Origin of the sequence: Bifidobacterium simiiventris (assembly GCF_019331715.1) — a bacterium.
Classification (GTDB): Bacteria; Actinomycetota; Actinomycetes; order Actinomycetales; family Bifidobacteriaceae; genus Bifidobacterium; species Bifidobacterium simiiventris.
Window position 1 is genome coordinate 70642 of the sequence record NZ_JAHBBG010000009.1, and the last position, 19666, is coordinate 90307.

A 19666-nucleotide genomic window follows, 5' to 3' on the forward strand; every position below is an offset into this window, starting at 1 on the left:
GATCAATCCCCTTCCTTCTGCGTCGGCTGCGCGTCGCGCGTCATGCGTTCCGAACGTAGCGCCTCGTTGAGCATCGGCACCACGCAGTCGGGCACCATGCCGGTCACGTCGCCGCCGTGCCGGGCCACGTCCTTGACGATCGAACTGGAGATGTGCTCGAGCATCGGATCGGCCGGCAGGAACAGCGTCTCGATACCCGCGAGCTTGCGGTTGACGAGCGCCATACCGAGCTCGGCCTCATAGTCGCCGTTCTGCCGCAGTCCCTTGACGATCACCGTCGCGCCGACCTGCTTGCAATAGTCGGTGATGAGCCCCTCCGTCGAGGCGACCTTGATGTTGTCGTACCCGTCCTTGGCGATGGCCCGACGGATCACGTCGACGCGCGTGGCCTCCGAAAACATCGGCGTTTTCGCGGCGTTGACGGCCACCACCACATGCACTTCGTCGAAGAAGCGCGCACATCGTTCGATCACGTCCAAATGCCCTGCCGTTACGGGGTCATACGATCCTGGACACACTGCGATAGTCATACGGTACAGCCTACCGCGTCGCGGCGAAGTCGGCGGGGCGACGTGCGGGGAACGCGGCGGTTTTACTGCCGGCCTTGCGGGTGGCCGTATGATTGACCATGACATTGGACATGAGTGGGAGGTTGTGATGTCGATGATGATGACTGACAGTGCGAACGTGTGCGATCTGGCCGACCCGGTCTCGCCCCTGTCCACGCCCGATACGGGTTCCGGCACGGCGGTGCTTGAGCGGCCGCAGATCAAGGAGCAGCCGCTCAAGGACGACGGGGGCGACGCGGACCGCTATGCGCACTATGTGTCCAAGGAACGTATCGCCGAATCGCGCATGACCGGGCGGCCGGTCGTGGCACTGTGCGGCAAGGTGTGGGTGCCCAAGCACGACCCGTCCAAGTACCCGGTCTGCCCCGACTGCAAGCGCATCTACGAAGAGATGATGCACTGATTTCCGCCACGCACCACGAGGGTTGACGGTCACAGGACGGCGGTCTCAGTAGCCGAGCCGTGAAACGGACAGTCCGGTGGACTGTCCGTAGGCGAGGTGAGTGGCTGCGATGGTGAGCTGTGAAGGATTCCTGCGGAGTGAGGGTTCCCGTTAGAGAACCGTGGTCTCAGTAGGAATCACCGGCTCGCCCTTCATCAGCGACTGCGCGGTGATCGGCAGTTCGGCCAACGCCCGCGCACGGTACTCGTGTGCGGCCATGATCGCGTCGTGGCCCTGGTAACGTGGATCGATCTCGCCATGATCGACGTAATCGACCAGCAGATCCTTCCAACCGTCCTTCGGCTCGTAGGTGGCCAGCGCGTCCTCCGAACCGGAGATCACATGCTCGCAGTCCGCGAGATTGTACTCGTACGAACGGTACGCGAGCTTGCGTCCCGGAATCGACGCCTTGTCCTTCGACTTCTTGGCCACCGGCTGCATCACACCGTCCGCGTTCTCGCGCTCGGTCAGCTTGTACACCATCGCGCAGGTTGGCGCGCCCGAACCGGTCACGAGCATCGTGCCCACGCCGTACGAATCGACCGGCGCGGTCTGCAACGCGGCCAGCGCATATTCGTCGAGATCGTTCGTCACCGTGATCTTCGTGTTCGTCGCGCCCAGCGCGTCCAACTGGTTGCGCACGCGCTGCGCGAGCGAGGCGAGGTCGCCCGAATCGATGCGGATGCCGCCGAGTTCCGGCCCGGCCACTTCGACCGCGGTCTTCACTGCCTCCTCGATGTTGTACGTGTCCACGAGCAGCGTCGTGTTTTTGCCCAACGCGGCGATCTGCGAGGCGAACGCGTCGCGCTCCGAATCATGCACGAGCGTGAAGCAGTGCGCGGCCGTGCCGATCGCCTTCAGCCCGTACATCTGCGCGGCCAACAGGTTCGCCGTGCCCTTGAACCCGCCGATCACCGCGGCGCGCGCTGCCGCTACCGCGGCCCATTCGTTCGTGCGCCGCCCGCCCATGTCCATGCACGGGCGGTCCTTCGCGGCCGACACCATGCGCGACGCGGCCGAGGCAACCGCGGAATCGTAGTTCAGGATCGACAGCACGAGCGTTTCGAGCAGTGTGCATTCGCCGAACGTGCCCTCGACTTGCAGGATCGGCGAGTTCGGGAAGAACATCTCGCCCTCGCGGTAGCCCTTGATCGAGCCGGAGAACCGGTAATTCTCGAGCCACTTGATCGTCTCAGGGCTTACGACCTTGCGGTCGGACAGGAACCTCAAATCCTCGTCGTCCAAATGGAAGCGTTCGAGCGCGTCGAGGATGCGCCCGGTGCCGGCCGTCACTCCGTAGCGGCGGCCCTCGGGCAGGTGCCGCGTGTACACCTCGAACACGCACTTGCGGTCCGCCGTGCCGTCGCGCAGCGTCGCGTCCAGCATCGTGTACTCGTACATGTCGGTCATCAAAGCCGGTGAATAGTCCATGGAATCTCCCTTGTTTCGTTTGCGTACCAGCCTACCGCGCCGTGCGCTTACGGGCCAATCATTCGCGGAATGTATCGGGCACCGCGCGCACCCCGCGCGTAGACTGGCCGGTATGCGATTCATTGCGGGACTGTGGCGGTTGGCGATCGCCGGACTGTGCTTCGTGGGGACGTACGAGGCGTGGCAGCGGCCGGAACTGTGGGTGTATTTCACGTTCCAGACCGGTTTCGTGCTCGGGTTCACGATGCTGTGGGCCGCGGCGGCGAGCCTCGTCAAAGGCGTGCAGCCGCCCGCATGGCTTAAGGGCATGGTCACGCTCTACGCCCTCATCGCCGCGATCGTCGCGTTCCTGCTCATGCCGCCCGACGACCCGAATTACGTGCCCCAGATACTCGGCGTCATGACCAACACGATGCTGCACCGGATCGCGCCGATCATGGCGGTGCTCGACTTCATCCTGTTCGACCCGCACCGCCGGTTCAAATGGCATTACCCGTTCAGCTGGCTGGCCTACCTGCCCCTGTGGCTCGCGTTCATTGTGATCCGCGCGCTGATCTGGCCGCATGCCGGGCCGGCCGCCGGCGGCAACCCGTACCCGTACACGTTCATCGACGCGAACGCGCTCGGCTGGATGCAGTTCGGCATCAACTGCGCGGAACTGGCCGCCGGGTTCTTCATCCTCGGGCTGATCCTCTTCATCATCGACAAGATCGAGCCGGCCAAACCGCTGCTCGGCTGAGCGGCGGCGTTCGTTGCGGCGGCTGGTGCGCGGCTGGTGCTAGGTTGGGCGATATGGCTCAGATCAAGGATTTGCTTGGAAACGATACCGTGCTGCGCGCCGACGGACGCGCGGTCGACCAGCTTCGCCCGGTTCGCATCACCCGTCACTTCACCGACGTGCCGGAAGGCTCGGTGCTCATCGAATGCGGCAACACGCGCGTGATGTGCACCGCGACGTTCACGCCCGGCGTGCCGCGCTGGCGCAAGGATTCCGGACTCGGCTGGGTGACGGCCGAGTACTCGATGCTGCCGCGCGCGACCGCGGAACGCACCGACCGTGAGTCCGTCAAGGGCAAGATCGGCGGTCGCACGCACGAGATCAGCCGACTGATCGGACGCTGCCTGCGCGGCGTGGTCGACATGAAGGCGCTCGGCGAGAACATGGTGCAGATCGACTGCGACGTGCTGCAGGCCGACGGCGGCACGCGCACCGCGTCGATCACCGGCGCGTACGTCGCGCTCGTCGACGCGATGCACTGGGCCGAGAAGAACAAGCACATCAAGTCCGCGGACCGTGTACTGAAGGACGTGGTGTCGGCCGTGTCGGTCGGCGTCATCGACGGTACGCCGATGCTCGACCTGCCGTACCCGGAGGACAGCCGCGCGATGACCGACATGAACGTCGCCATGACCGGCTCCGGCACGTTCATCGAAATCCAGGGCACCGCCGAACACCGCCCGTTCAACCGCGCCGAGCTCAACACGCTGCTCGACCTCGCGGAAAAGGGCAACCGCGAGCTGCAGGCCGCCCAGCAGGCCGCCCTCGCGCAGGACTAGTCCCTGTTCCTCGCCCCCTCGGCTGAGGGGGCTGTCAGCGTAGCTGACTGGGGGAGCGTCGGAGGATATGCATACAAGCGTTGATTGTCGCACTCCTCGTGGAAGCCCCGAGCAAAGGAATTCAAGAGATGGAGACATCATGAAACTCATCGTCGCCACGCACAACGAAGGCAAACTCGTCGAAATCCGCCGCATCCTCGAAACCGGACTCGGTCCGGATGCGGCTCGCGTCGAACTCGTCTCCGCCGGCAGCCTCAACCTGCCTGATCCGGTCGAAACCGGCGTCACGTTCGAGGAAAACGCGCTGCTCAAGGCGCGCGACGTGGCCGAACGCACCGGCTGCCCGGCCATTGCCGACGACTCCGGACTCATCGTGGACGTGATGGGCAATGCGCCTGGCATCCTGTCCGCGCGCTGGGCCGGCCGCCACGGCGACGACGCGGCGAACAACGCGCTGCTGCTCGCCCAGATCGCCGACATCCCGGACGCCAAGCGCACCGCGCGGTTCCGCTGCGCCGCCGCGCTCGTCGTCCCCGACGTCACGCGCGACGATCCCGACGACGTCCCGGTCATCATCGCATCCGACTCGCCGCAGTCCGAAACCGCGCTCGCCAACCGCTATCCGATCGCCGAACAGGTTGTCGAACTCGGCGATATGACCGGCCGCATCATCCACGAGCCGCGCGGCACCAACGGATTCGGCTACGATCCGCTGTTCGAGCCGGACGACCAGCCCGAACGCGCCGTGGCCGACGGCGAGGACGGGCGCCTGACCAGCGCCGAACTGACCTCGGCCGAGAAGAACGCGATCTCGCACCGCGGCAAGGCCCTGCGTGCGCTCGTGCCGGCCGTCGAACAACTGCTGCACTAACCAGGCTTTTCGATACGGCAGGACGTGCGCACGATGCGGCGCGACGCAGGACGCGTCGCCCGCGCATGCGCCCGCAATGCCGGCAGGAACCCAATCAAAGGAACAAGGCAATGACAGCAAACGGCAACGAAACGCTCCGGTGCACGACCATCACCGGCGATCAGATGGACGCGTTCTCGTTCGCATATCCCCAAGGCAATTTCCAGCAGACGTCGTACATGGCGCGCTACGTGTCGCGCACCGGCCGAGCGGTCGACTATGTGGGCGTGTGGCGTGGCGACGAGATGGTCGCCGTAGCTGAGATCGCGTACGCGCGCAGCCGGTTCGGACTGGAAGGATCGGTGTGGCTCGGACCGTTGTGCGACCCGCATGACACGGACGTGCTGCGTACGATCACCGACGGCATCCGCACCGCCGCACGCCGGCGCAAGGCGATCAGCGTGACCGCATGGCCGAGCGCGGTGTACTGCGTGCGTGATTCGCAGGGCGAGCCGACCGGTGCGCCGGACGACGCCGAAGTGGCGAACTACACGGCGCTCGGATGGCGGCATGCCGGGTTCACACGCGGATACGGCGCGGTGATCAACCGCTGGGTGTACGTCAAGGATCTGAGCGGTCTGGCCGACGAGAAGGCGCTGCTCAAGTCATACGACAAGCGCACGCAGTGGAGCGTCAAGCGGGCCTCGTCGATGGGCGTGCACGTGCGCGAGATCGGTGAGGACGAACTGGACGTATTCTCCGACATCGAACATCAGACCGCCGACCGGCGCAACTTCACGGCGCGCGACGAGCAGTACTTCCACCAGTTCAAACAGGCGTTCGGCAACAAGGTCCACTACCTGTTGGCCGAGATCCACATCGCCGAATACGTGGCCGACATGGAACGCAAACGTGCGGCTTTGCAGGCGAAGGTGGCCGATCTGCAGGCCAAATACGACGAGCATCCGACCACGAAGACGGAACGCCAGCTCGGCGAGGAGAGCCGCAACCTGGCCGCCGCCGACAAGCGTCTCGCGGAGGCCGCCGAGTTCGCGAAGGACGGCGACGTGCTGCCGGCGGCCGCGTCCATGTTCGTCGACCATCCGCAGGAACGCGTGTACCTGTTCTCCGGCAGCATCGAGAAGTACAAGCCGTTCTATGCGTCCGCGCTCATACAGCACGTGGCGATGACGCAGTGCCTCGAACTGGGCATCACCCGGTACAACTTCTACGGCATTGAGGGCGTCTTCGACGATCCGGACGCCGAGGGGCGCGGCGTGCTCGAGTTCAAGCAGGGGTTCAACGGCTATGTGGAGGAGCTGCCCGGCGAATTCACGCTGCCAGTGGACGCGTTGCGGTTCAACGTGCAGCAGCTCGCGCACAAGGTGCTTGGGCACTGACCTGCTGATAGATAGATGCTGAAATGGCCGAAATCGGGTTCGATTTCGGCCATTTCAGCATCAAGTCAGACGCGTGCCGTCACGCCGGCAGCAGGAAGTTCGCGCCGGTCATCAGGCAGATCGCGATGATCGCCGACGTGGCGAGCGTGAATCCGGCGAGCTTCGCGTTGCCGAGCACCTTGTCGGTGAACAACGTCGAAAACACGGCGGTCGGCGCGAGCGTGAGCATCACCGCGGCCTTGCGCACCTCGGCGTCGAACGGGAGCAGGAACCACGCGGCGCACGCGAACAGCAGCCCCATCGGCAGTCGCCATCCGAGCACGCGGGCCACGTCCTTCACATCCTTGGCCGTGTGCGGCAGATCCATCAACATGCCCACCATGAACACCGAGCAGAACGAATTCGCATCGGCCACCGGCTGCAGCAGCGTCGGCACCACGGACGGGATCTTCACGTCGAACAGCATGATGACGATCATGAGCATGTAGATGTCGAACGGAATCGACGTGACGAATCCCTTGACGATCTTGCGCAGTTTCGCGCGCCGGGCCATGCGCCGCGCGTCGCGGTCGGTCGGGCGCACGTACGGCACGGTCGGCGCGTCGCCCGCATCCTGCTCGGTCAGCGGCTTGTCCATGTCGATATGCAGCAGCGACGTGGTCATCACGTTCGTGCCGGCCGTTACCATGATCGAATTGCCGACATCGAACATCGCCGCCGTGATGAGCGCGGACGGTCCCATGAACGCCTGCAGGACCGGGAAGCAGAAGTTACCCACGTTGAATCCGGACGCGTTGAGCATGAGGAACGCGCGGTCGGCAACCGGCTTGCGCCGCGTGGCGAGATAGACGAGCGGTAGCGGCAGCATCGCGCACAGAAAACCGAACGCGGAGACCAGCAGCATGCTGATATGGTGCGGATTCGTGGCGAACGAGACGATGACCGACGCGGGCAACGTGAAGTTGAACACGACGACCTGCATGACGCGATAGTCGCGCGCTTTGAACAGGCCCGCCCGCTTGACCGCATACGCGGCGAAGATGATGATCAGGAACGCGATGGGCTTGAGAATAGCGGACATGGCTGCGTGGTTCCTCTCCCGTGTTCGACCTGGCCCGGCCCGATCGTTGGTCGGCACAGGGCCGCAAGGGAGTCGGGGAGTGCGCGCGATGGGACTCGAACCCACACGTACAAGACACAGGAACCTAAATCCTGCGCGTCTACCAATTCCGCCACGCGCGCGCAAGGTGCCAATCTAGCATGAGCCCTGCCTTAGGCGGGTGTTGTGTCCGCGCGCGGCGCACGGGCGCGGCACGCGGTCGTGGCTTGTGGCTTCCCGGGCTTACGGCCTCTGCGATGCTCGGAACCGGCCGTAAGCCCGGGAGGGGCACGCCGTCATCCGGGCATACGGCCGGTTTGAGGGGCTGAACCGGCCGTATGCCCGGGGAGCCAGAACCACCCGCCGTGCACTGCCCGGGGGCCAAGACCATCTGCCGTGCACTTCCCGGGCTTACTGCCGGTTTCGCGCCCTGAGCCGGCCGTAAGCCCGGGTGGTGGGGTCAGGGACAGAGGAAAAACAAAAACCCCGAACCGGTTGGGTTCGGGGTGGTGGAGCCACTTGACAGAATCGAACTGTCGACCTGCTCATTACGAGTGAGCCGCTCTACCGACTGAGCTAAAGTGGCTTGTTGCCCGGATCGCATTCGCTTTCCGCGCACAAGAAGGTTAGTGTACCGGATGATATGGATGATGGCAAATCGTGGCTCGGGCGATGGTGTCGTGCGGCGTGTCGCGTGGTTGGCGCGGTGATGGTTGGGGGAGGCGCCCGGTGTGGTCGGGGTTGTTTCGCCGGTCGGTCGAGCTTCTGCTCCAAGCGTCCGACCGTTTGACTGACTGTCGGTGGAGTCGCGACGCCACGGCGATGTCGCGGCGGCGTCGCCGTGGCCGCCGGTGCGGCGCTGCCGTGTTCTGATGCCACGATATTGCTAACGTTTGCTTCGTAATGTTCGCCTATGGTTTCCCGATGTTCACCGGTACGTTGTCGTGACGTTAATTTGTGTAGTTATGTCTGCTTTTGTGAGTATCTTGTTCTATGAAGTAAACGATACGGTTCCGGCTCGGCCGACGGTCGACGGCGGTGCCGCGTCGCTTCGCTAAGTGATGATGAAAGGACCAATACCTATGGCCATCAATCCTCCTATCGACGCCACGAAGACCCCGGCGTGGGTCGCCCTGCAGAAGCACTACGACGAGCTGCAGGCCGAGGGCATCAGCCTCAAGAAGTGGTTCGCGGAAGACTCCGATCGCGTCAAGGAGCTGAGCTTCGACGCCGGCGACCTGCACTTCGATCTGTCCAAGAACCTGATCAAGCCGGAGACCCTGCGCCTGTTCACCTTCCTCGCCGACGAGGTCAAGCTGGGCGACCGCATCAAGGCCATGTACTCCGGCGTCCACATCAACAACACCGAGGATCGCGCCGTGCTGCACACCGCGCTGCGCCGCCCGGTCGAGGACGAGGGCAAGTACATCGTCGACGGCCAGGACACCGTCAAGGACGTGCGTGAGGTGCTCGAGCGCATCTACAAGTTCGCCGACGAGGTGCGTTCCGGCAAGTGGACCGGCATCACCGGCCGTAAGATCGAGACCGTCGTCAACATCGGCATCGGCGGTTCCGACCTGGGCCCCGTCATGGTGTACGAGGCGCTCAAGCCGTACGCTGACGCCGGCATCTCCGCCCGCTACATCTCCAACATCGACCCGAACGACCTGGCCGAGAAGACCAAGGGCCTCGACCCGGAGACCACCCTGTTCATCATCGTCTCCAAGACCTTCACCACGCTGGAGACCCTGACCAACGCCCGTGAGGCCCGCACCTGGCTGCTCGAGCAGCTGGTCGCCAACGGCGCCATCGCTGAGGGCGACGAGGCCGCCCGCGCCGAAGCCATCAAGAAGCACTTCGTCGCCGTCTCCACCAACCTGGAGAAGGTCGCCGAGTTCGGCATCGACCCGAACAACGCGTTCGGCTTCTGGAACTGGGTCGGCGGCCGCTACTCCGTCGATTCCGCCGTCGGCACCTCCCTCGCCGTGGTCTTCGGCCCGGCCCGCTTCGAGGAGTTCCTGCACGGCTTCCACGAGATCGACGAGTACTTCGCCAACACCCCGTTCGAGAAGAACGTCGTCGTGCTGCTCGGCATGCTCAACGTCTGGTACCGCAACTTCTTCAAGGCCGCCTCGCACGCCGTGCTGCCGTACGACCAGTACCTGCACCGCTTCCCGGCGTACCTGCAGCAGCTGACCATGGAGTCCAACGGCAAGTCCGTGCGTTGGGACGGCACTCCGGTCACCACCGAGACCGGCGAGATCTTCTGGGGCGAGCCGGGCACCAACGGCCAGCACGCCTTCTACCAGCTGATCCACCAGGGCACCCAGCTCATCCCGGCCGACTTCATCGCGTTCGTCAACACCCCGAACCCGACCAAGGACGGCGACCAGGACGTGCACGAGCTGTTCCTCGGCAACTACCTCGCGCAGACCAAGGCCCTCGCGTTCGGCAAGACCGCCGACGAGGTCCGTGCCGAAGGCACCCCGGAGGAGATCGTCCCGGCCCGCGTGTTCACCGGCAACCGCCCGACCACCTCGATCTTCGGCGTCGCGCTGACCCCGTTCTCGCTCGGCGAGCTCATCGCCCTGTACGAGCACATCACCTTCGTCGAGGGCACCGTGTGGGGCCTGGACTCCTACGATCAGTGGGGCGTCGAGCTCGGCAAGCAGCTCGCCAAGCAGATCACCCCGGCGATCTCCAAGGACGACGAGGCCCTGGCCGCGCAGGACGCGTCCACCCAGGCGCTCATCCAGTTCTATCGCGCGAACCGCGAGTTCTGATTCGCCGCGCTCGGTCGCAATGACCGCGCGAACGGACTAGATTGAGGCTCCCCCCCCATCCTGCATGGAGGGGAGCCTCAACTTGTTGTTCCGCAAATAGTCGCGTTGGGATATCGCCGGGGAGGGGCGAGCCGACGTATGATGTGACTGTCGGGGACGGCGAGGGACGAAGGGGAGTGCGATGACGGACGATCAGGTACCGTGGGACAATGCCGCGGACGCCGTCGATGATGTACGTCGTCGGCACGGAATCGATGATGCCGGGACCGATGCACTCTCCGGTGATGTTTCCGCAGATGACGTCGATATCGTTCGTCCGCACGGTCTGTATGTCGTCGGAGATGACGGTGCCGGCCATGCCGACGTGCCGGCCGCCGATGATGACGGCGCCTATGCCGCGGATGATGATCTGCCAGAGGCGGTTTCCGAGGAAATCGGCCGCCGGATGCGCATGCCGCGTTGGCTGGTGCTGCTGATCGCCGTAATCGTGCTCGCAGCCGGCGCCGGAGGATTCCTGTTCCACCGCGCGCGGCAGGGCGGTTCCGCGGTCAACTGTTCGGCCCACGACGGCATCGACTACTGTTACGGCGGATTCACCCCGCTCGAGCCGTCCGGCGAACGCCTCGACATGGGCGACGCTTCCGACTATTTCGCCAAGGCCGTCCGCCCGGTGTATCCGGCCGTCGACGCCGTACGCATGGCAACGTTGTCGGGCGACCTTACGGTCGTCCATAATGCGGCCAAAACGGCCCGCGATACGGCCTTGCAAGCCGCGCATACGTTAGCGGCACGCACGTGGCCGGAACGGCTCGACAAGCCGATCCGCGTCGCGATTATCGAATATCAGCATCGCGCATCCGTCTACGGCAACATCATCACGAACACCAACTGGCAGGCTATCGAAGACCTGCTGTTCGGTACGCTGTCGGCCGCGCGCACTGCCTCCGACGTACAGCGGATCATCCGCACGACACTGGAACTCGACGCCGAGCCCGAGCCGGACATACCGTTCGACATCACCGATGCCAAGGACGCGGGCAACTGCGACCAGCTTGCGTTCATCGACGGCGAAGAGCGCACCGTGACCCGCCGATGCGTCGCGATCTCCGTCACCAGTCACGTGCCGGCGGACGTGCCATATCTGGCGTTGCGGCTCAACTTGCTCGACCAGAACGGCACGATCGTTGCCACCGACCTGCTTGCCAGCACCATGGCCGACGTCGACAACCCGAACTATATCCACGATGGCGGCAAGGTCACGCTCACGGTCGGCATCAACTCGAAACTCGTGCGATCCGGCTACCGGCTTACGGCATCCAGCTGGTCGGTGCATACGGCCGGCGACCTCATCGTCGGCGACGACTACACGGCCGGGCAGTCGGCTGCGGTCACGGCGTTGAACGAGTTCCGCATCGCGTAAGGAGACGGTCCACGATGAGCGACATGCCACAGTCCGGTAACGTGAACGACGATCTGCAAGTCGACGCCAACGATCGCAAGGCAAGGCATCAGGCCGGTCGTGACCGCAGATCGCATGCCAATGCCAACGATCGCATCCCGCCTGACATCCTCGCGCAGATCCCCTCGTGGAAGCCGACCATCTGGACGTTCCTCGTGCCGGCCGTTCTCGCCGTCACGGCGGCGATCGGCGGCTACCTGCTCGGCGGCGTGCAGGCGATCAGCTCCGACGTATGCCTGTACGACGCGATATACCAGGTGAACGGCCGGACTCCGGCATACGTCGACTATCCGCAGTACGACGGGCCGCAGCTCACCGGACGGAAGGCCGCAACCTACTATGCCAAGGCGGTCGCCGCATCATGGCAGCCCGTGCAAGACGCACTGCCAACGTTCGCCGGCAACGATCTCGCCGCCATCCACGAACAGGCCGGCACTGTCGCGAAGGCGCTGCACCGCACCTACGCGATGCTGCTTGAGCGCACCTGGCCCGACAGCGTCACCGACGCACTGGACGACGTCGTCAAACAGTACGGCAACCTCGAACAATCGGCACGATACACGGCCTCATCCATCGACGTCACCGACGCGCACATGCTGCTGAGCGACCTGATCTCCTTCTCCAACCATACCGACGCCGCGCTGCGCGACGATCTCGGACTGCCGGCCGGCGAACCGTTCACACCGCCGTACGACATCGTCGCCGTCACCGACCAAGGCATCTACGACGCGGCCGCCAACGGCGACGACCGCACGATCAACGACGGCCAGCACATCGTCGACGTGACCGTGCGCAGCCGCATACCCGGCACCGTGACCTCGATCAGCCTCGAACTCGCCGTATATTCCGCGATCGGACGCAATGTCGGCACCGCAAACGGCGGCGTGGACGGCATCGCGCTCGCGCAGGGGCAGTCGGTCGTCGTGTCGGTGCCGATCGACCCCGACCTCGCGACGAGCGGCGCGTCGCTGTCGTTGCGGACGCTGTGGACGCATAGCGGACGTTCGTCCGTCACGATCAGTCTGGACGGCGCGGACGGCAGCGACGCGGCGGGCGATGACAGCGACACGACAGATGGCGCCGGCACATCGGCCGGCGACCCGCTCGGACGACCCGGCGCACTCGCCGACTTCCGACTGCGGTAGACGATCTGAGTGACGGCAAAGCGCTCGCCGAAGGACCTTTCGGCGAGAGGAAACCGCCATGCGCGAACGATCGTAGGTAACGCGGGCTGAGTATCCTTGGAAGTCGGGAGTAATCAATGAAGCAAGGAGGCAGCATGGTAACGACCTACCAGACCGATTATCCGATGGCGGCCAAGGTCTACTTCACGCGCGACATCAGCCCGGCCGGACTGATGCGGGCCTACGAGGCGCTGAACGCCCGCCCGCAGGGCAAGGTCGCGGTCAAGCTCAGCTCCGGCGAAGGCGGCAACAAACACTACCTGCAACCGGCGCTCATCGCCGATCTCGTACACGAGCTCGACGGCACGATCGTCGAATGCAACACCGCGTACCCGGGCACGCGCGACACCAGCGAACACCACTGGAAGACGATCCGCGAGCACGGCTTCACCGACATCGCGCCGTGCGACATTCAGGACGAGGACGGCGAGATCACGATCCCGGTCGAAGGCGGCACACGCATCACCGGCGACATCGTCGGCTCGCACTTCCCGAACTACGACTACTACGCCGTGCTCTCGCATTTCAAGGGGCACGTGATGGGCGGTTTCGGCGGCGCGCTCAAGAACATCTCGATCGGCATGGCCTCGTCGAACGGCAAGCGCAGGCTGCATTCCGGCGGCGACAAGATCCTCGACAACCCGTTCAGCGGCGAGCAGGACGCGTTCCTCGAGGCGATGGCCGAGGCCGCGACCGCCGTGTTCAACGCGCTCAAGGGCAACATGCTGTTCATCAACGTGATGAACAACCTCTCGGTCGACTGCGACTGCGACGGCAACCCGCATGCGCCGTGCATGCACGACATCGGCATCTTCTCGTCGCTCGACCCGGTGGCCGTCGACCAGGCGTGCGTCGACCGGATCTACACGTCCGATGAGGACAATTCCGCGATGATCGAGCGCATCGAATCGCGCCACGGCATCCACACCATCGAACACGCGGTCGAGATGGGCCTCGGCAGCCGCGAATACCAACTCGTCGACCTCGACCAGCGGTGAGCCTGATCGTCATTCCGTTGAAAAGGAGTTTGTGATGCAACCAATCGAAACCACTGAAACCGTGCGCAGCCGTTCGTTCACGGCCACGCTGCCGTCGGTGACATTCCAGACCGCCGCCGCGGTCATCGCCGTGGTCGCTGCCGTCGCCTTGCCGCAGGTGTTCCACGTCGCAGGCGCGGCGCTTGGCCTCGGCACGATGGTCGGCCAGACCCTGCTGCCGATGCACCTGCCGGTTCTGCTCGTCGGCCTGTTGGCCGGTCCGTTCGCGGGACTGGCGACCGGCGCGCTTGCCCCGATTGTCAGCTTCCTGCTGACCGGCATGCCGATGGTCCCGATGGTGCCGTTCATGGTGATCGAACTCGCCGCGTACGGTCTGTTCGCCGGACTCCTGCGCGGTGTGCGTCTGCCGGCCGCCGTGCCATCGCCGCTTGGCTGGCTCGTCAAGCTGGTCGGCGCACAGGTCGCAGGCCGTATCGTCGACGCGCTCGCGATCGCCGTGGCCGTGTCGCTGCTCGGCAACACGACGATGACCGTCGCGTCCGTTGCCGCCGCGGTCGTGACCGGACTGCCGGGACTCGTGCTGCAGTGGGTGCTTGTGCCCGTGATCATGGCCGCCGTGGATCGCCGCCGCGACTGACAGCCGCATAACGGATGCCGAGATGACCCCTCGCTGCACGAGGGGTCATCGTATGAGAGGAGACATGATGACCGATTCGTCCGCAACAGCCGACCTCGACCGTGCGAAGACCGTGTTGCTGGCCGATGACTCGCTCGGCTGCGCGGCATGCCGCACCGACGGTGAGACCGGACGGTCGACGATCCTGACCGGCACGGGCCGCGGCGTGCGCCCGCTGCTGCAATGGCTGGCGGTCGGGCAGCGGTTGGACGGATTCGCGGCCGCCGATCGCGTGGTCGGCAAAGGCGCGGCGCTGCTGTACGCTCGGCTCGGAGTGCGCGCCGTCTACGCGCAGACCGTGAGCGAAGCCGGCCTGGCAGCATTGCGGGCCAACGGCATCGAGGCCGGCTACGGCACACTCGTGCCGCGCATCCTCGACCGCGCCAAAACCGGCCTGTGCCCGATCGAACAGTCCGTCGTCGCCATCAACGATCCAGCCGCCGCCGAACCTGCCATACGCGCAGCCGTCGCCGAGCTCATGCATCGATAGTCAGTCGATAATCGTCGACAATCGTGTCCTGACTTGGGCGTAGACTGAGCGATTGCTGTGTCGAGAGGCGGGTCGCCGCATAAACCGGTCTCTCCAAGGGTCCAGCCGGACGGCCGCAAGCGAAAGCCGAGGCCAGTCTTCCGGCGGATTGACAGGCTTCCCGAGGGCAAACCCGAAGGAGAAACGATTCGGTCGCCGATCGCAGGCGGACGGGGCACGCAAGGCCGTGTTCGCCCGCACAACACGCGAGGCAGACCCTGACTGTGGCTGATATGCGGCAGCGACTAAGGAATGAACATGGCTAACGCTATTGACGCTTTCGACGCCAAGCACATGAAGCCGGCCGAGGAGATCCCGGCCTTCCGTCCCGGCGACACCGTCGACGTGAACGTGAAGATCAAGGAAGGCAACAACTCCCGTATCCAGACCTTCACTGGCGTGGTGATCGCCCGTCACGGTGCTGGCGTGCACGAGACCTTCGTCGTGCGCAAGATCAGCTTCGGCACCGGTGTGGAGCGCCGCTTCCCGGTGCACTCCCCGTCCATCGACTCCATCAAGCTGGTTCGTCGTGGTCGTGTGCGTCGCGCCAAGCTGTACTACCTGCGCTCCCTGCGCGGCAAGGCCGCTCGTATCGTCGAGCGCCGCGACAACTCCGCCAAGTGAGTCTGATCGCATAAGACAGCACCTGCAGCCCGGTACCGTTCGTCGGTGCCGGGCTGTCGTGTATTCGTCGCCTACAATAACCACGAGATACGCCGCGAACGATGACGAACGACCCGGCAAGGAGGACCCGCCGCATGCAGTCGAACGACCAACACACGCTGATGGTGGCCGACCACGGCATCGATCCCGCGCCCATGCCCGATCCCGGCAACGGCATCGCCCATGGAGCCGTAAACGCCGATCGTGCCGCCCGCAACGCGTTCTGGCATGACATCATCGTCTGGTGCGGCATCCCCATCCTCATCGTACTGTTCGTGCGCATCTTCCTGATCGGCTGCTACGTCATCCCCTCCGGCTCGATGCTGAACACCATCGCGCCCGGCGACAAAGTGGTCACCGTCAAAACCGCGCCGTGGTACTCCCAACTCGAACGCGGCGACATCGTCGTGTTCAAAGACCCCGCGAACTGGCTGCCGAACGAGGAGAGCCGCGGACTCGGCGGCGACTATCTCATCAAACGGCTCATCGGCCTGCCCGGCGACGTGGTCGAATGCGCCGGCAAAGGCCAGCCGATCACCGTCAACGGCACGCCGATCGACGAAAGCGCGTACCTGCGCGCCGGCGTCGACCCGAGCGCGTTCCCGTTCCGCGTCGAAGTGACCGCCGGCCACGCGTTCGTCATGGGCGACAACCGCGCCAACTCCGCCGACTCCCGCTACCATCAGGACGACGGCGAACACGGCCTTGTGCCCATCGACGACATCGTCGGCGTCGCCTTCGCCCGCTACTGGCCGATCACCCGCATCAGCACGCTCGACTCCCATCACGACGTGTTCGCGGGCGTGTCTCGATGACCGACTTGTGACGGATTGCGGGTTGCTGAGCAGCGGATAAAGACGATCTGTACCTGATTATGTGACAGTTAGTCCCGAAACTCCACCTGATTATGTGATGGTCGGTACCGAAACTCCACCTGATTATGTAGATTGATCGACGGAAAGGAATGACGATGGCGATCACCGAAGTGCCTACGCTTGAGCTGGAACGTGAACTGGCCGCGCAGGGGGCCGATCTGATCATCGGATTCGACGAGGTCGGCCGCGGCGCGCTCGCCGGCCCGGTCATGGTGGGTGCGGCCGCGATCTGGGCGAAGGATCTGCCGACGCTGGATGTGCCGGACGGCGTCGCCGATTCCAAAATGCTCACCGAACACCGCCGCGAGACGATCGTCGACTCGCTCAAGTCGTGGTGCGCGGCATACGCGATCGGTCAGGCCAGCAACCGCGAGATCGACGAGTGGGGCATCGGCTATGCGCTCGGCGTCGCTGCGCTGCGGGCCATCGACGATCTCGAACAGACGCTTGGTATCGGCATCGCCGGACGTCCCGGTAACGAACTGCCGGTCGCGGTCGCCGGCATCCTCGACGGTCCGTACGACTACATCACCAAGGCACTCGGCACGTTCGACGCGCCCGCCGTGCCGGTTCCCGCGACGATCACGACCAAGGTCAAGGGCGACCGTCATTGCGCCACCGTCGCGACCGCCGCGGTCATCGCCAAGGTCACGCGTGACCGGCTCATGGTCGATCTCGCGCACGGCGACCCGCAGTACGCGCCGTACGCGTGGGACCACAACAAGGGGTACGGTTCCGCTGCGCACCGTGCCGCCATCGCGCAGTACGGTCCGTCCGATCTGCATCGCGTCAGCTGGAACCTTGCGTGATCGGGTGGAAAGATTGCTCCGCTCGGTCGAAATGACATGGGAGTGGTGTCTCGACTAGTATTTTGTCGGACCTGAGCTGACGCGTCTTTATTCTCGGCCTCCTCGGCTGAGGACGCTGTCGGCGAAGCCGACTGGGGGAGCGTCAAACCCATCACATTCAGTCCGCCACAGTACTAGTCGGTTGATGGTCGTTGGACTCGTGTATGGAAGTCGTTCCCTTCATGCCGTGGAAGGCGGGCTGGTCTTGTCACGCATGAGGATTGAGGGAGTGTTTAAGGCTGGTGTGGCATGATTTGTTGTCACATATCACGGGGATGGGCGATTTTCTGGGTTGTATGACAGCGAATATGTCACACAACCCAGAAAAGCCGGATTCCGAGCACAGCGTGACAATCGGACTATGCCCAAACCCTTGTAATACCAACCATTCTTGAGCAACGTATCGCACGCAGCCATTGGCGACTTGTCACGCTTTGGCAGAATCCCCCGTTCTTGTCACGACATGGCACGATATCCAAACACACCCCATCATGTAATCGTGCACAACAGCAGAGCGTGACAAACACGAAGCCATGAACACCGCATAACCCCACAGCCCATCGAGGAATCCAGCATCAACCATGCCCCGAGGCATGCGTCAACTATCCGCTGAGACTAGTACTTTGTCGGGCTTAATGTGATGGGTTTGACGCTCCCCCAGTCGGCTTCGCCGACAGCGTCCTGCAACCGCGGACGGCCTACGGCCGCGCTCTGCTGGTTCGCTATCGCTCGCACCTCGCCTACAAACGCCGCTGGCGTTTGCTTCACGGCTCGGCCCTCAGCCGAGAGGGACGAGAATAAAGACGCGTCAGCTTAGGTCCGACAAAATACTAGTCGAAATGACAAGAGTGTTGCGTTTGACCGGCATCGCATGTGAAGACAAAGCGGGTGCGATACGCGTCTCGCAAGGTGATACCGGGCGGCGAATCTCACGCGTCCCGTGTACATTGTGAGCGTTCTCACCGTGTTGCGAACGGCAACGCGGTATGCTGAAAGCCAGCACAGCAGCGTGACATGCGGGGAGGTTCTGACGTATGGGTGGCAGCCGCGGCAACAAGCGTCCGTCGATGTTCGAGGTGGCGAAACTGGCGGGGGTGAGCCATCAGACCGTCTCGCGCGTGATCAACAACTCGCCCGACGTGTCCGACGCGACCCGCGCCAAGGTCCGGGCCGCGATCAAGCAGCTCGACTACCACCCCAGCAACTCCGCGCGAGCCCTCGCATCCCGCCGTTCGCGCACGATCGGCCTGATCGCCGGCGGCATGCGCTTCTTCGGACCGATCTCGGCCATCTCCTCGATCGAGAACGTCGCGCGGCAGCACGGCCTGTTCATGTCGGTGATGATGGTGCACGAGGCCCTGTGCACGCAACGGGAGTTCGAGGAGCTGTGCGGCACGTTCAACGAACAGAACGTCGACGCGTTCATCTTCCTGACCCCGACCGACGTGATGTTCGAGGCGGCCTGCCGCACGCAGGTCAACCAGCCGCGCGTGTTCCTCACCTCGACACACGGCTCGCTCAGCATCAGCGAGGGTCAGCGGCTGATCCGCTCGCGCGACCACGGCAAGGTATCGATGATGGGACTCGACCAGTGGGGCGCGATGGAGGAGATCGTGCGGCTGCTGGGGGAGTACGGGCACCGTCGCGCGCTGTATTTCGCGGGTCCCGGCGAGTGGCGCGATGCGGTGACGCGACTGGACGCGTGGGTGAAACTGACCCGTGCGAAGTCGATCAGTTCGGTCACCGTGCGCTGTGAGACATGGGATTCGTCCGAGGCGTACGCGCGGATGAACCATGTGCTCGACCAGATCGGCCAGTCGGGCGGCGTACTGCCGTCCGTGGTCGTGTGCGCGAACGACAGCCAGGCGGTTGGCGTGGCGCGTGCACTGCACGAGCACGACGTGCGCATTCCGCAGGACGTGAGCCTGGTCGGATTCGACGATATGCCGGCGATGGACAACATGTATCCGCCGCTGACGACCGTGCGGCCCGATTTCGAACAGCTCGGCTCGATGGCGATGCGCGAGGTGCTGCATCTGCTGGGCGCGGGCGACGAGGTCGCGTTCGCGTCGTCGTCGCATGGCGTGGGGCTGGTGCCGGCGAAGGTGATCAACCGGTCGTCGCTCGGGCCGGCAGCGCGGCGATAGACGGGATTGAGGCGGTGCGATGATGCCGGCGATGCAATCGGTTCGGTTGAGGTTGCCCGGTGATTCTGTCATTTCGAGCGAGGCGAAGCCGAGTCGAGAAATCTTTCGGACGATTGTGGTATAAGACCGTCCGATAATCGGCTATCAAGCTCAGAT

The 19666-nt window shown here is 64.4% G+C and carries 18 protein-coding genes and 2 tRNA genes; 15 read left to right on the top strand and 5 right to left on the bottom strand.

What is annotated here, in order from left to right:
• Positions 1–2: 2 nt before the first annotated feature.
• On the bottom strand, positions 3–530 hold the full coding sequence (gene coaD / locus KIH76_RS08710) for a pantetheine-phosphate adenylyltransferase (protein WP_219070349.1): 528 nt from the start codon (positions 528–530) through the stop codon (positions 3–5).
• Between the two features lie 133 nt (positions 531–663).
• Between coaD and KIH76_RS08715 the strand changes: the two genes are divergently transcribed.
• Positions 664–972, top strand: coding sequence for a DUF3039 domain-containing protein (locus KIH76_RS08715; RefSeq protein ID WP_420829270.1), 309 nt, complete (start codon positions 664–666; stop codon positions 970–972).
• Positions 973–1122: 150 nt separating this feature from the next.
• On the opposite strand, the gene KIH76_RS08720 is transcribed toward KIH76_RS08715, so the two are convergent.
• Positions 1123–2442, bottom strand: a complete 1320-nt coding sequence (locus tag KIH76_RS08720; protein ID WP_219070351.1) for a nicotinate phosphoribosyltransferase — start codon at positions 2440–2442, stop codon at positions 1123–1125.
• A 112-nt stretch (positions 2443–2554) separates the two neighbouring features.
• Between KIH76_RS08720 and KIH76_RS08725 the strand changes: the two genes are divergently transcribed.
• The 4 genes from KIH76_RS08725 (at position 2555) to KIH76_RS08740 (ending at position 6249) form a co-directional block, all read left to right on the top strand.
• Positions 2555–3181, top strand: coding sequence for a Pr6Pr family membrane protein (locus KIH76_RS08725; protein ID WP_219070353.1), 627 nt, complete (start codon positions 2555–2557; stop codon positions 3179–3181).
• A 53-nt stretch (positions 3182–3234) separates the two neighbouring features.
• Positions 3235–3999 carry a ribonuclease PH gene (gene rph, locus KIH76_RS08730; protein WP_214372314.1) on the top strand — a complete coding sequence of 255 codons (765 nt, stop codon included), beginning with the start codon at positions 3235–3237 and terminating at the stop codon, positions 3997–3999.
• A gap of 139 nt (positions 4000–4138) precedes the next feature.
• Entirely contained in the window at positions 4139–4870 is a 732-nt protein-coding gene (locus tag KIH76_RS08735) for a non-canonical purine NTP pyrophosphatase (RefSeq protein WP_219070355.1), read from the top strand.
• Positions 4871–4980: 110 nt separating this feature from the next.
• Positions 4981–6249, top strand: a complete 1269-nt coding sequence (locus KIH76_RS08740; RefSeq protein WP_219070357.1) for an aminoacyltransferase — start codon at positions 4981–4983, stop codon at positions 6247–6249.
• Positions 6250–6328: 79 nt separating this feature from the next.
• On the opposite strand, the gene KIH76_RS08745 is transcribed toward KIH76_RS08740, so the two are convergent.
• The 3 genes from KIH76_RS08745 to KIH76_RS08755 form a co-directional block, all read right to left on the bottom strand.
• The gene (locus KIH76_RS08745) at positions 6329–7330 is read right to left on the bottom strand and encodes an AEC family transporter (RefSeq protein WP_219070359.1); all 1002 of its coding nucleotides are present in this window, start codon (positions 7328–7330) and stop codon (positions 6329–6331) included.
• An 80-nt stretch (positions 7331–7410) separates the two neighbouring features.
• Positions 7411–7491, bottom strand: a tRNA-Leu gene (locus KIH76_RS08750).
• A gap of 367 nt (positions 7492–7858) precedes the next feature.
• Positions 7859–7934: transfer RNA gene (locus tag KIH76_RS08755), tRNA-Thr, on the bottom strand.
• 496 nt (positions 7935–8430) lie between these two features.
• Between KIH76_RS08755 and pgi the strand changes: the two genes are divergently transcribed.
• The 10 genes from pgi to KIH76_RS08805 all read left to right on the top strand — a co-directional run bounded on the left by pgi (position 8431) and on the right by KIH76_RS08805 (position 19510).
• A complete protein-coding gene (pgi, locus tag KIH76_RS08760) occupies positions 8431–10131 on the top strand; it encodes a glucose-6-phosphate isomerase (RefSeq protein ID WP_214372309.1) in 1701 nt (566 codons plus the stop codon).
• A 181-nt stretch (positions 10132–10312) separates the two neighbouring features.
• Complete coding sequence (locus KIH76_RS08765) at positions 10313–11551, top strand: hypothetical protein (RefSeq protein WP_214372308.1); 1239 nt, start codon at positions 10313–10315, stop codon at positions 11549–11551.
• A 14-nt stretch (positions 11552–11565) separates the two neighbouring features.
• On the top strand, positions 11566–12735 hold the full coding sequence (locus tag KIH76_RS08770; RefSeq protein ID WP_219070361.1) for a hypothetical protein: 1170 nt from the start codon (positions 11566–11568) through the stop codon (positions 12733–12735).
• 134 nt (positions 12736–12869) lie between these two features.
• Complete coding sequence (locus tag KIH76_RS08775) at positions 12870–13772, top strand: DUF362 domain-containing protein (protein ID WP_236036939.1); 903 nt, start codon at positions 12870–12872, stop codon at positions 13770–13772.
• Positions 13773–13806: 34 nt separating this feature from the next.
• Positions 13807–14409: an ECF transporter S component gene (locus KIH76_RS08780; protein ID WP_214372305.1), complete on the top strand. Its 603-nt coding sequence runs from the start codon at positions 13807–13809 to the stop codon at positions 14407–14409.
• Between the two features lie 64 nt (positions 14410–14473).
• Positions 14474–14938 carry a DUF1893 domain-containing protein gene (locus tag KIH76_RS08785; RefSeq protein ID WP_219070363.1) on the top strand — a complete coding sequence of 155 codons (465 nt, stop codon included), beginning with the start codon at positions 14474–14476 and terminating at the stop codon, positions 14936–14938.
• A gap of 297 nt (positions 14939–15235) precedes the next feature.
• Positions 15236–15601 (top strand): 50S ribosomal protein L19, encoded by a 366-nt coding sequence (gene rplS, locus KIH76_RS08790; protein WP_214372302.1) that lies wholly within the window; start codon positions 15236–15238, stop codon positions 15599–15601.
• 101 nt (positions 15602–15702) lie between these two features.
• Complete coding sequence (lepB, locus tag KIH76_RS08795; RefSeq protein ID WP_219070365.1) at positions 15703–16455, top strand: signal peptidase I; 753 nt, start codon at positions 15703–15705, stop codon at positions 16453–16455.
• 155 nt (positions 16456–16610) lie between these two features.
• Entirely contained in the window at positions 16611–17324 is a 714-nt protein-coding gene (locus KIH76_RS08800) for a ribonuclease HII (protein WP_219070367.1), read from the top strand.
• A 1106-nt stretch (positions 17325–18430) separates the two neighbouring features.
• Positions 18431–19510: a LacI family DNA-binding transcriptional regulator gene (locus KIH76_RS08805; protein WP_219070380.1), complete on the top strand. Its 1080-nt coding sequence runs from the start codon at positions 18431–18433 to the stop codon at positions 19508–19510.
• The last annotated feature ends 156 nt before the right edge of the window (positions 19511–19666 follow it).

Excerpts from the sequence above, each read along its gene's own strand:
- rplS (WP_214372302.1), top strand. The coding sequence starts at position 15,236 with ATGGCTAACGCTATTGACGCTTTCGACGCCAAGCACATGAAGCCGGCC.
- KIH76_RS08765 (WP_214372308.1), top strand. The coding sequence starts at position 10,313 with ATGACGGACGATCAGGTACCGTGGGACAATGCCGCGGACGCCGTCGAT.
- KIH76_RS08785 (WP_219070363.1), top strand. The coding sequence starts at position 14,474 with ATGATGACCGATTCGTCCGCAACAGCCGACCTCGACCGTGCGAAGACC.
- KIH76_RS08740 (WP_219070357.1), top strand. The coding sequence starts at position 4,981 with ATGACAGCAAACGGCAACGAAACGCTCCGGTGCACGACCATCACCGGC.
- lepB (WP_219070365.1), top strand. The coding sequence starts at position 15,703 with ATGACGAACGACCCGGCAAGGAGGACCCGCCGCATGCAGTCGAACGAC.
- KIH76_RS08715 (WP_420829270.1), top strand. The coding sequence starts at position 664 with ATGATGATGACTGACAGTGCGAACGTGTGCGATCTGGCCGACCCGGTC.
- KIH76_RS08775 (WP_236036939.1), top strand. The coding sequence starts at position 12,870 with ATGGTAACGACCTACCAGACCGATTATCCGATGGCGGCCAAGGTCTAC.
- KIH76_RS08720 (WP_219070351.1), bottom strand. The coding sequence starts at position 2,442 with ATGGACTATTCACCGGCTTTGATGACCGACATGTACGAGTACACGATG.
- KIH76_RS08745 (WP_219070359.1), bottom strand. The coding sequence starts at position 7,330 with ATGTCCGCTATTCTCAAGCCCATCGCGTTCCTGATCATCATCTTCGCC.
- KIH76_RS08735 (WP_219070355.1), top strand. The coding sequence starts at position 4,139 with ATGAAACTCATCGTCGCCACGCACAACGAAGGCAAACTCGTCGAAATC.
- rph (WP_214372314.1), top strand. The coding sequence starts at position 3,235 with ATGGCTCAGATCAAGGATTTGCTTGGAAACGATACCGTGCTGCGCGCC.
- coaD (WP_219070349.1), bottom strand. The coding sequence starts at position 530 with ATGACTATCGCAGTGTGTCCAGGATCGTATGACCCCGTAACGGCAGGG.
- KIH76_RS08725 (WP_219070353.1), top strand. The coding sequence starts at position 2,555 with ATGCGATTCATTGCGGGACTGTGGCGGTTGGCGATCGCCGGACTGTGC.
- KIH76_RS08770 (WP_219070361.1), top strand. The coding sequence starts at position 11,566 with ATGAGCGACATGCCACAGTCCGGTAACGTGAACGACGATCTGCAAGTC.
- KIH76_RS08800 (WP_219070367.1), top strand. The coding sequence starts at position 16,611 with ATGGCGATCACCGAAGTGCCTACGCTTGAGCTGGAACGTGAACTGGCC.
- pgi (WP_214372309.1), top strand. The coding sequence starts at position 8,431 with ATGGCCATCAATCCTCCTATCGACGCCACGAAGACCCCGGCGTGGGTC.
- KIH76_RS08805 (WP_219070380.1), top strand. The coding sequence starts at position 18,431 with ATGTTCGAGGTGGCGAAACTGGCGGGGGTGAGCCATCAGACCGTCTCG.
- KIH76_RS08780 (WP_214372305.1), top strand. The coding sequence starts at position 13,807 with ATGCAACCAATCGAAACCACTGAAACCGTGCGCAGCCGTTCGTTCACG.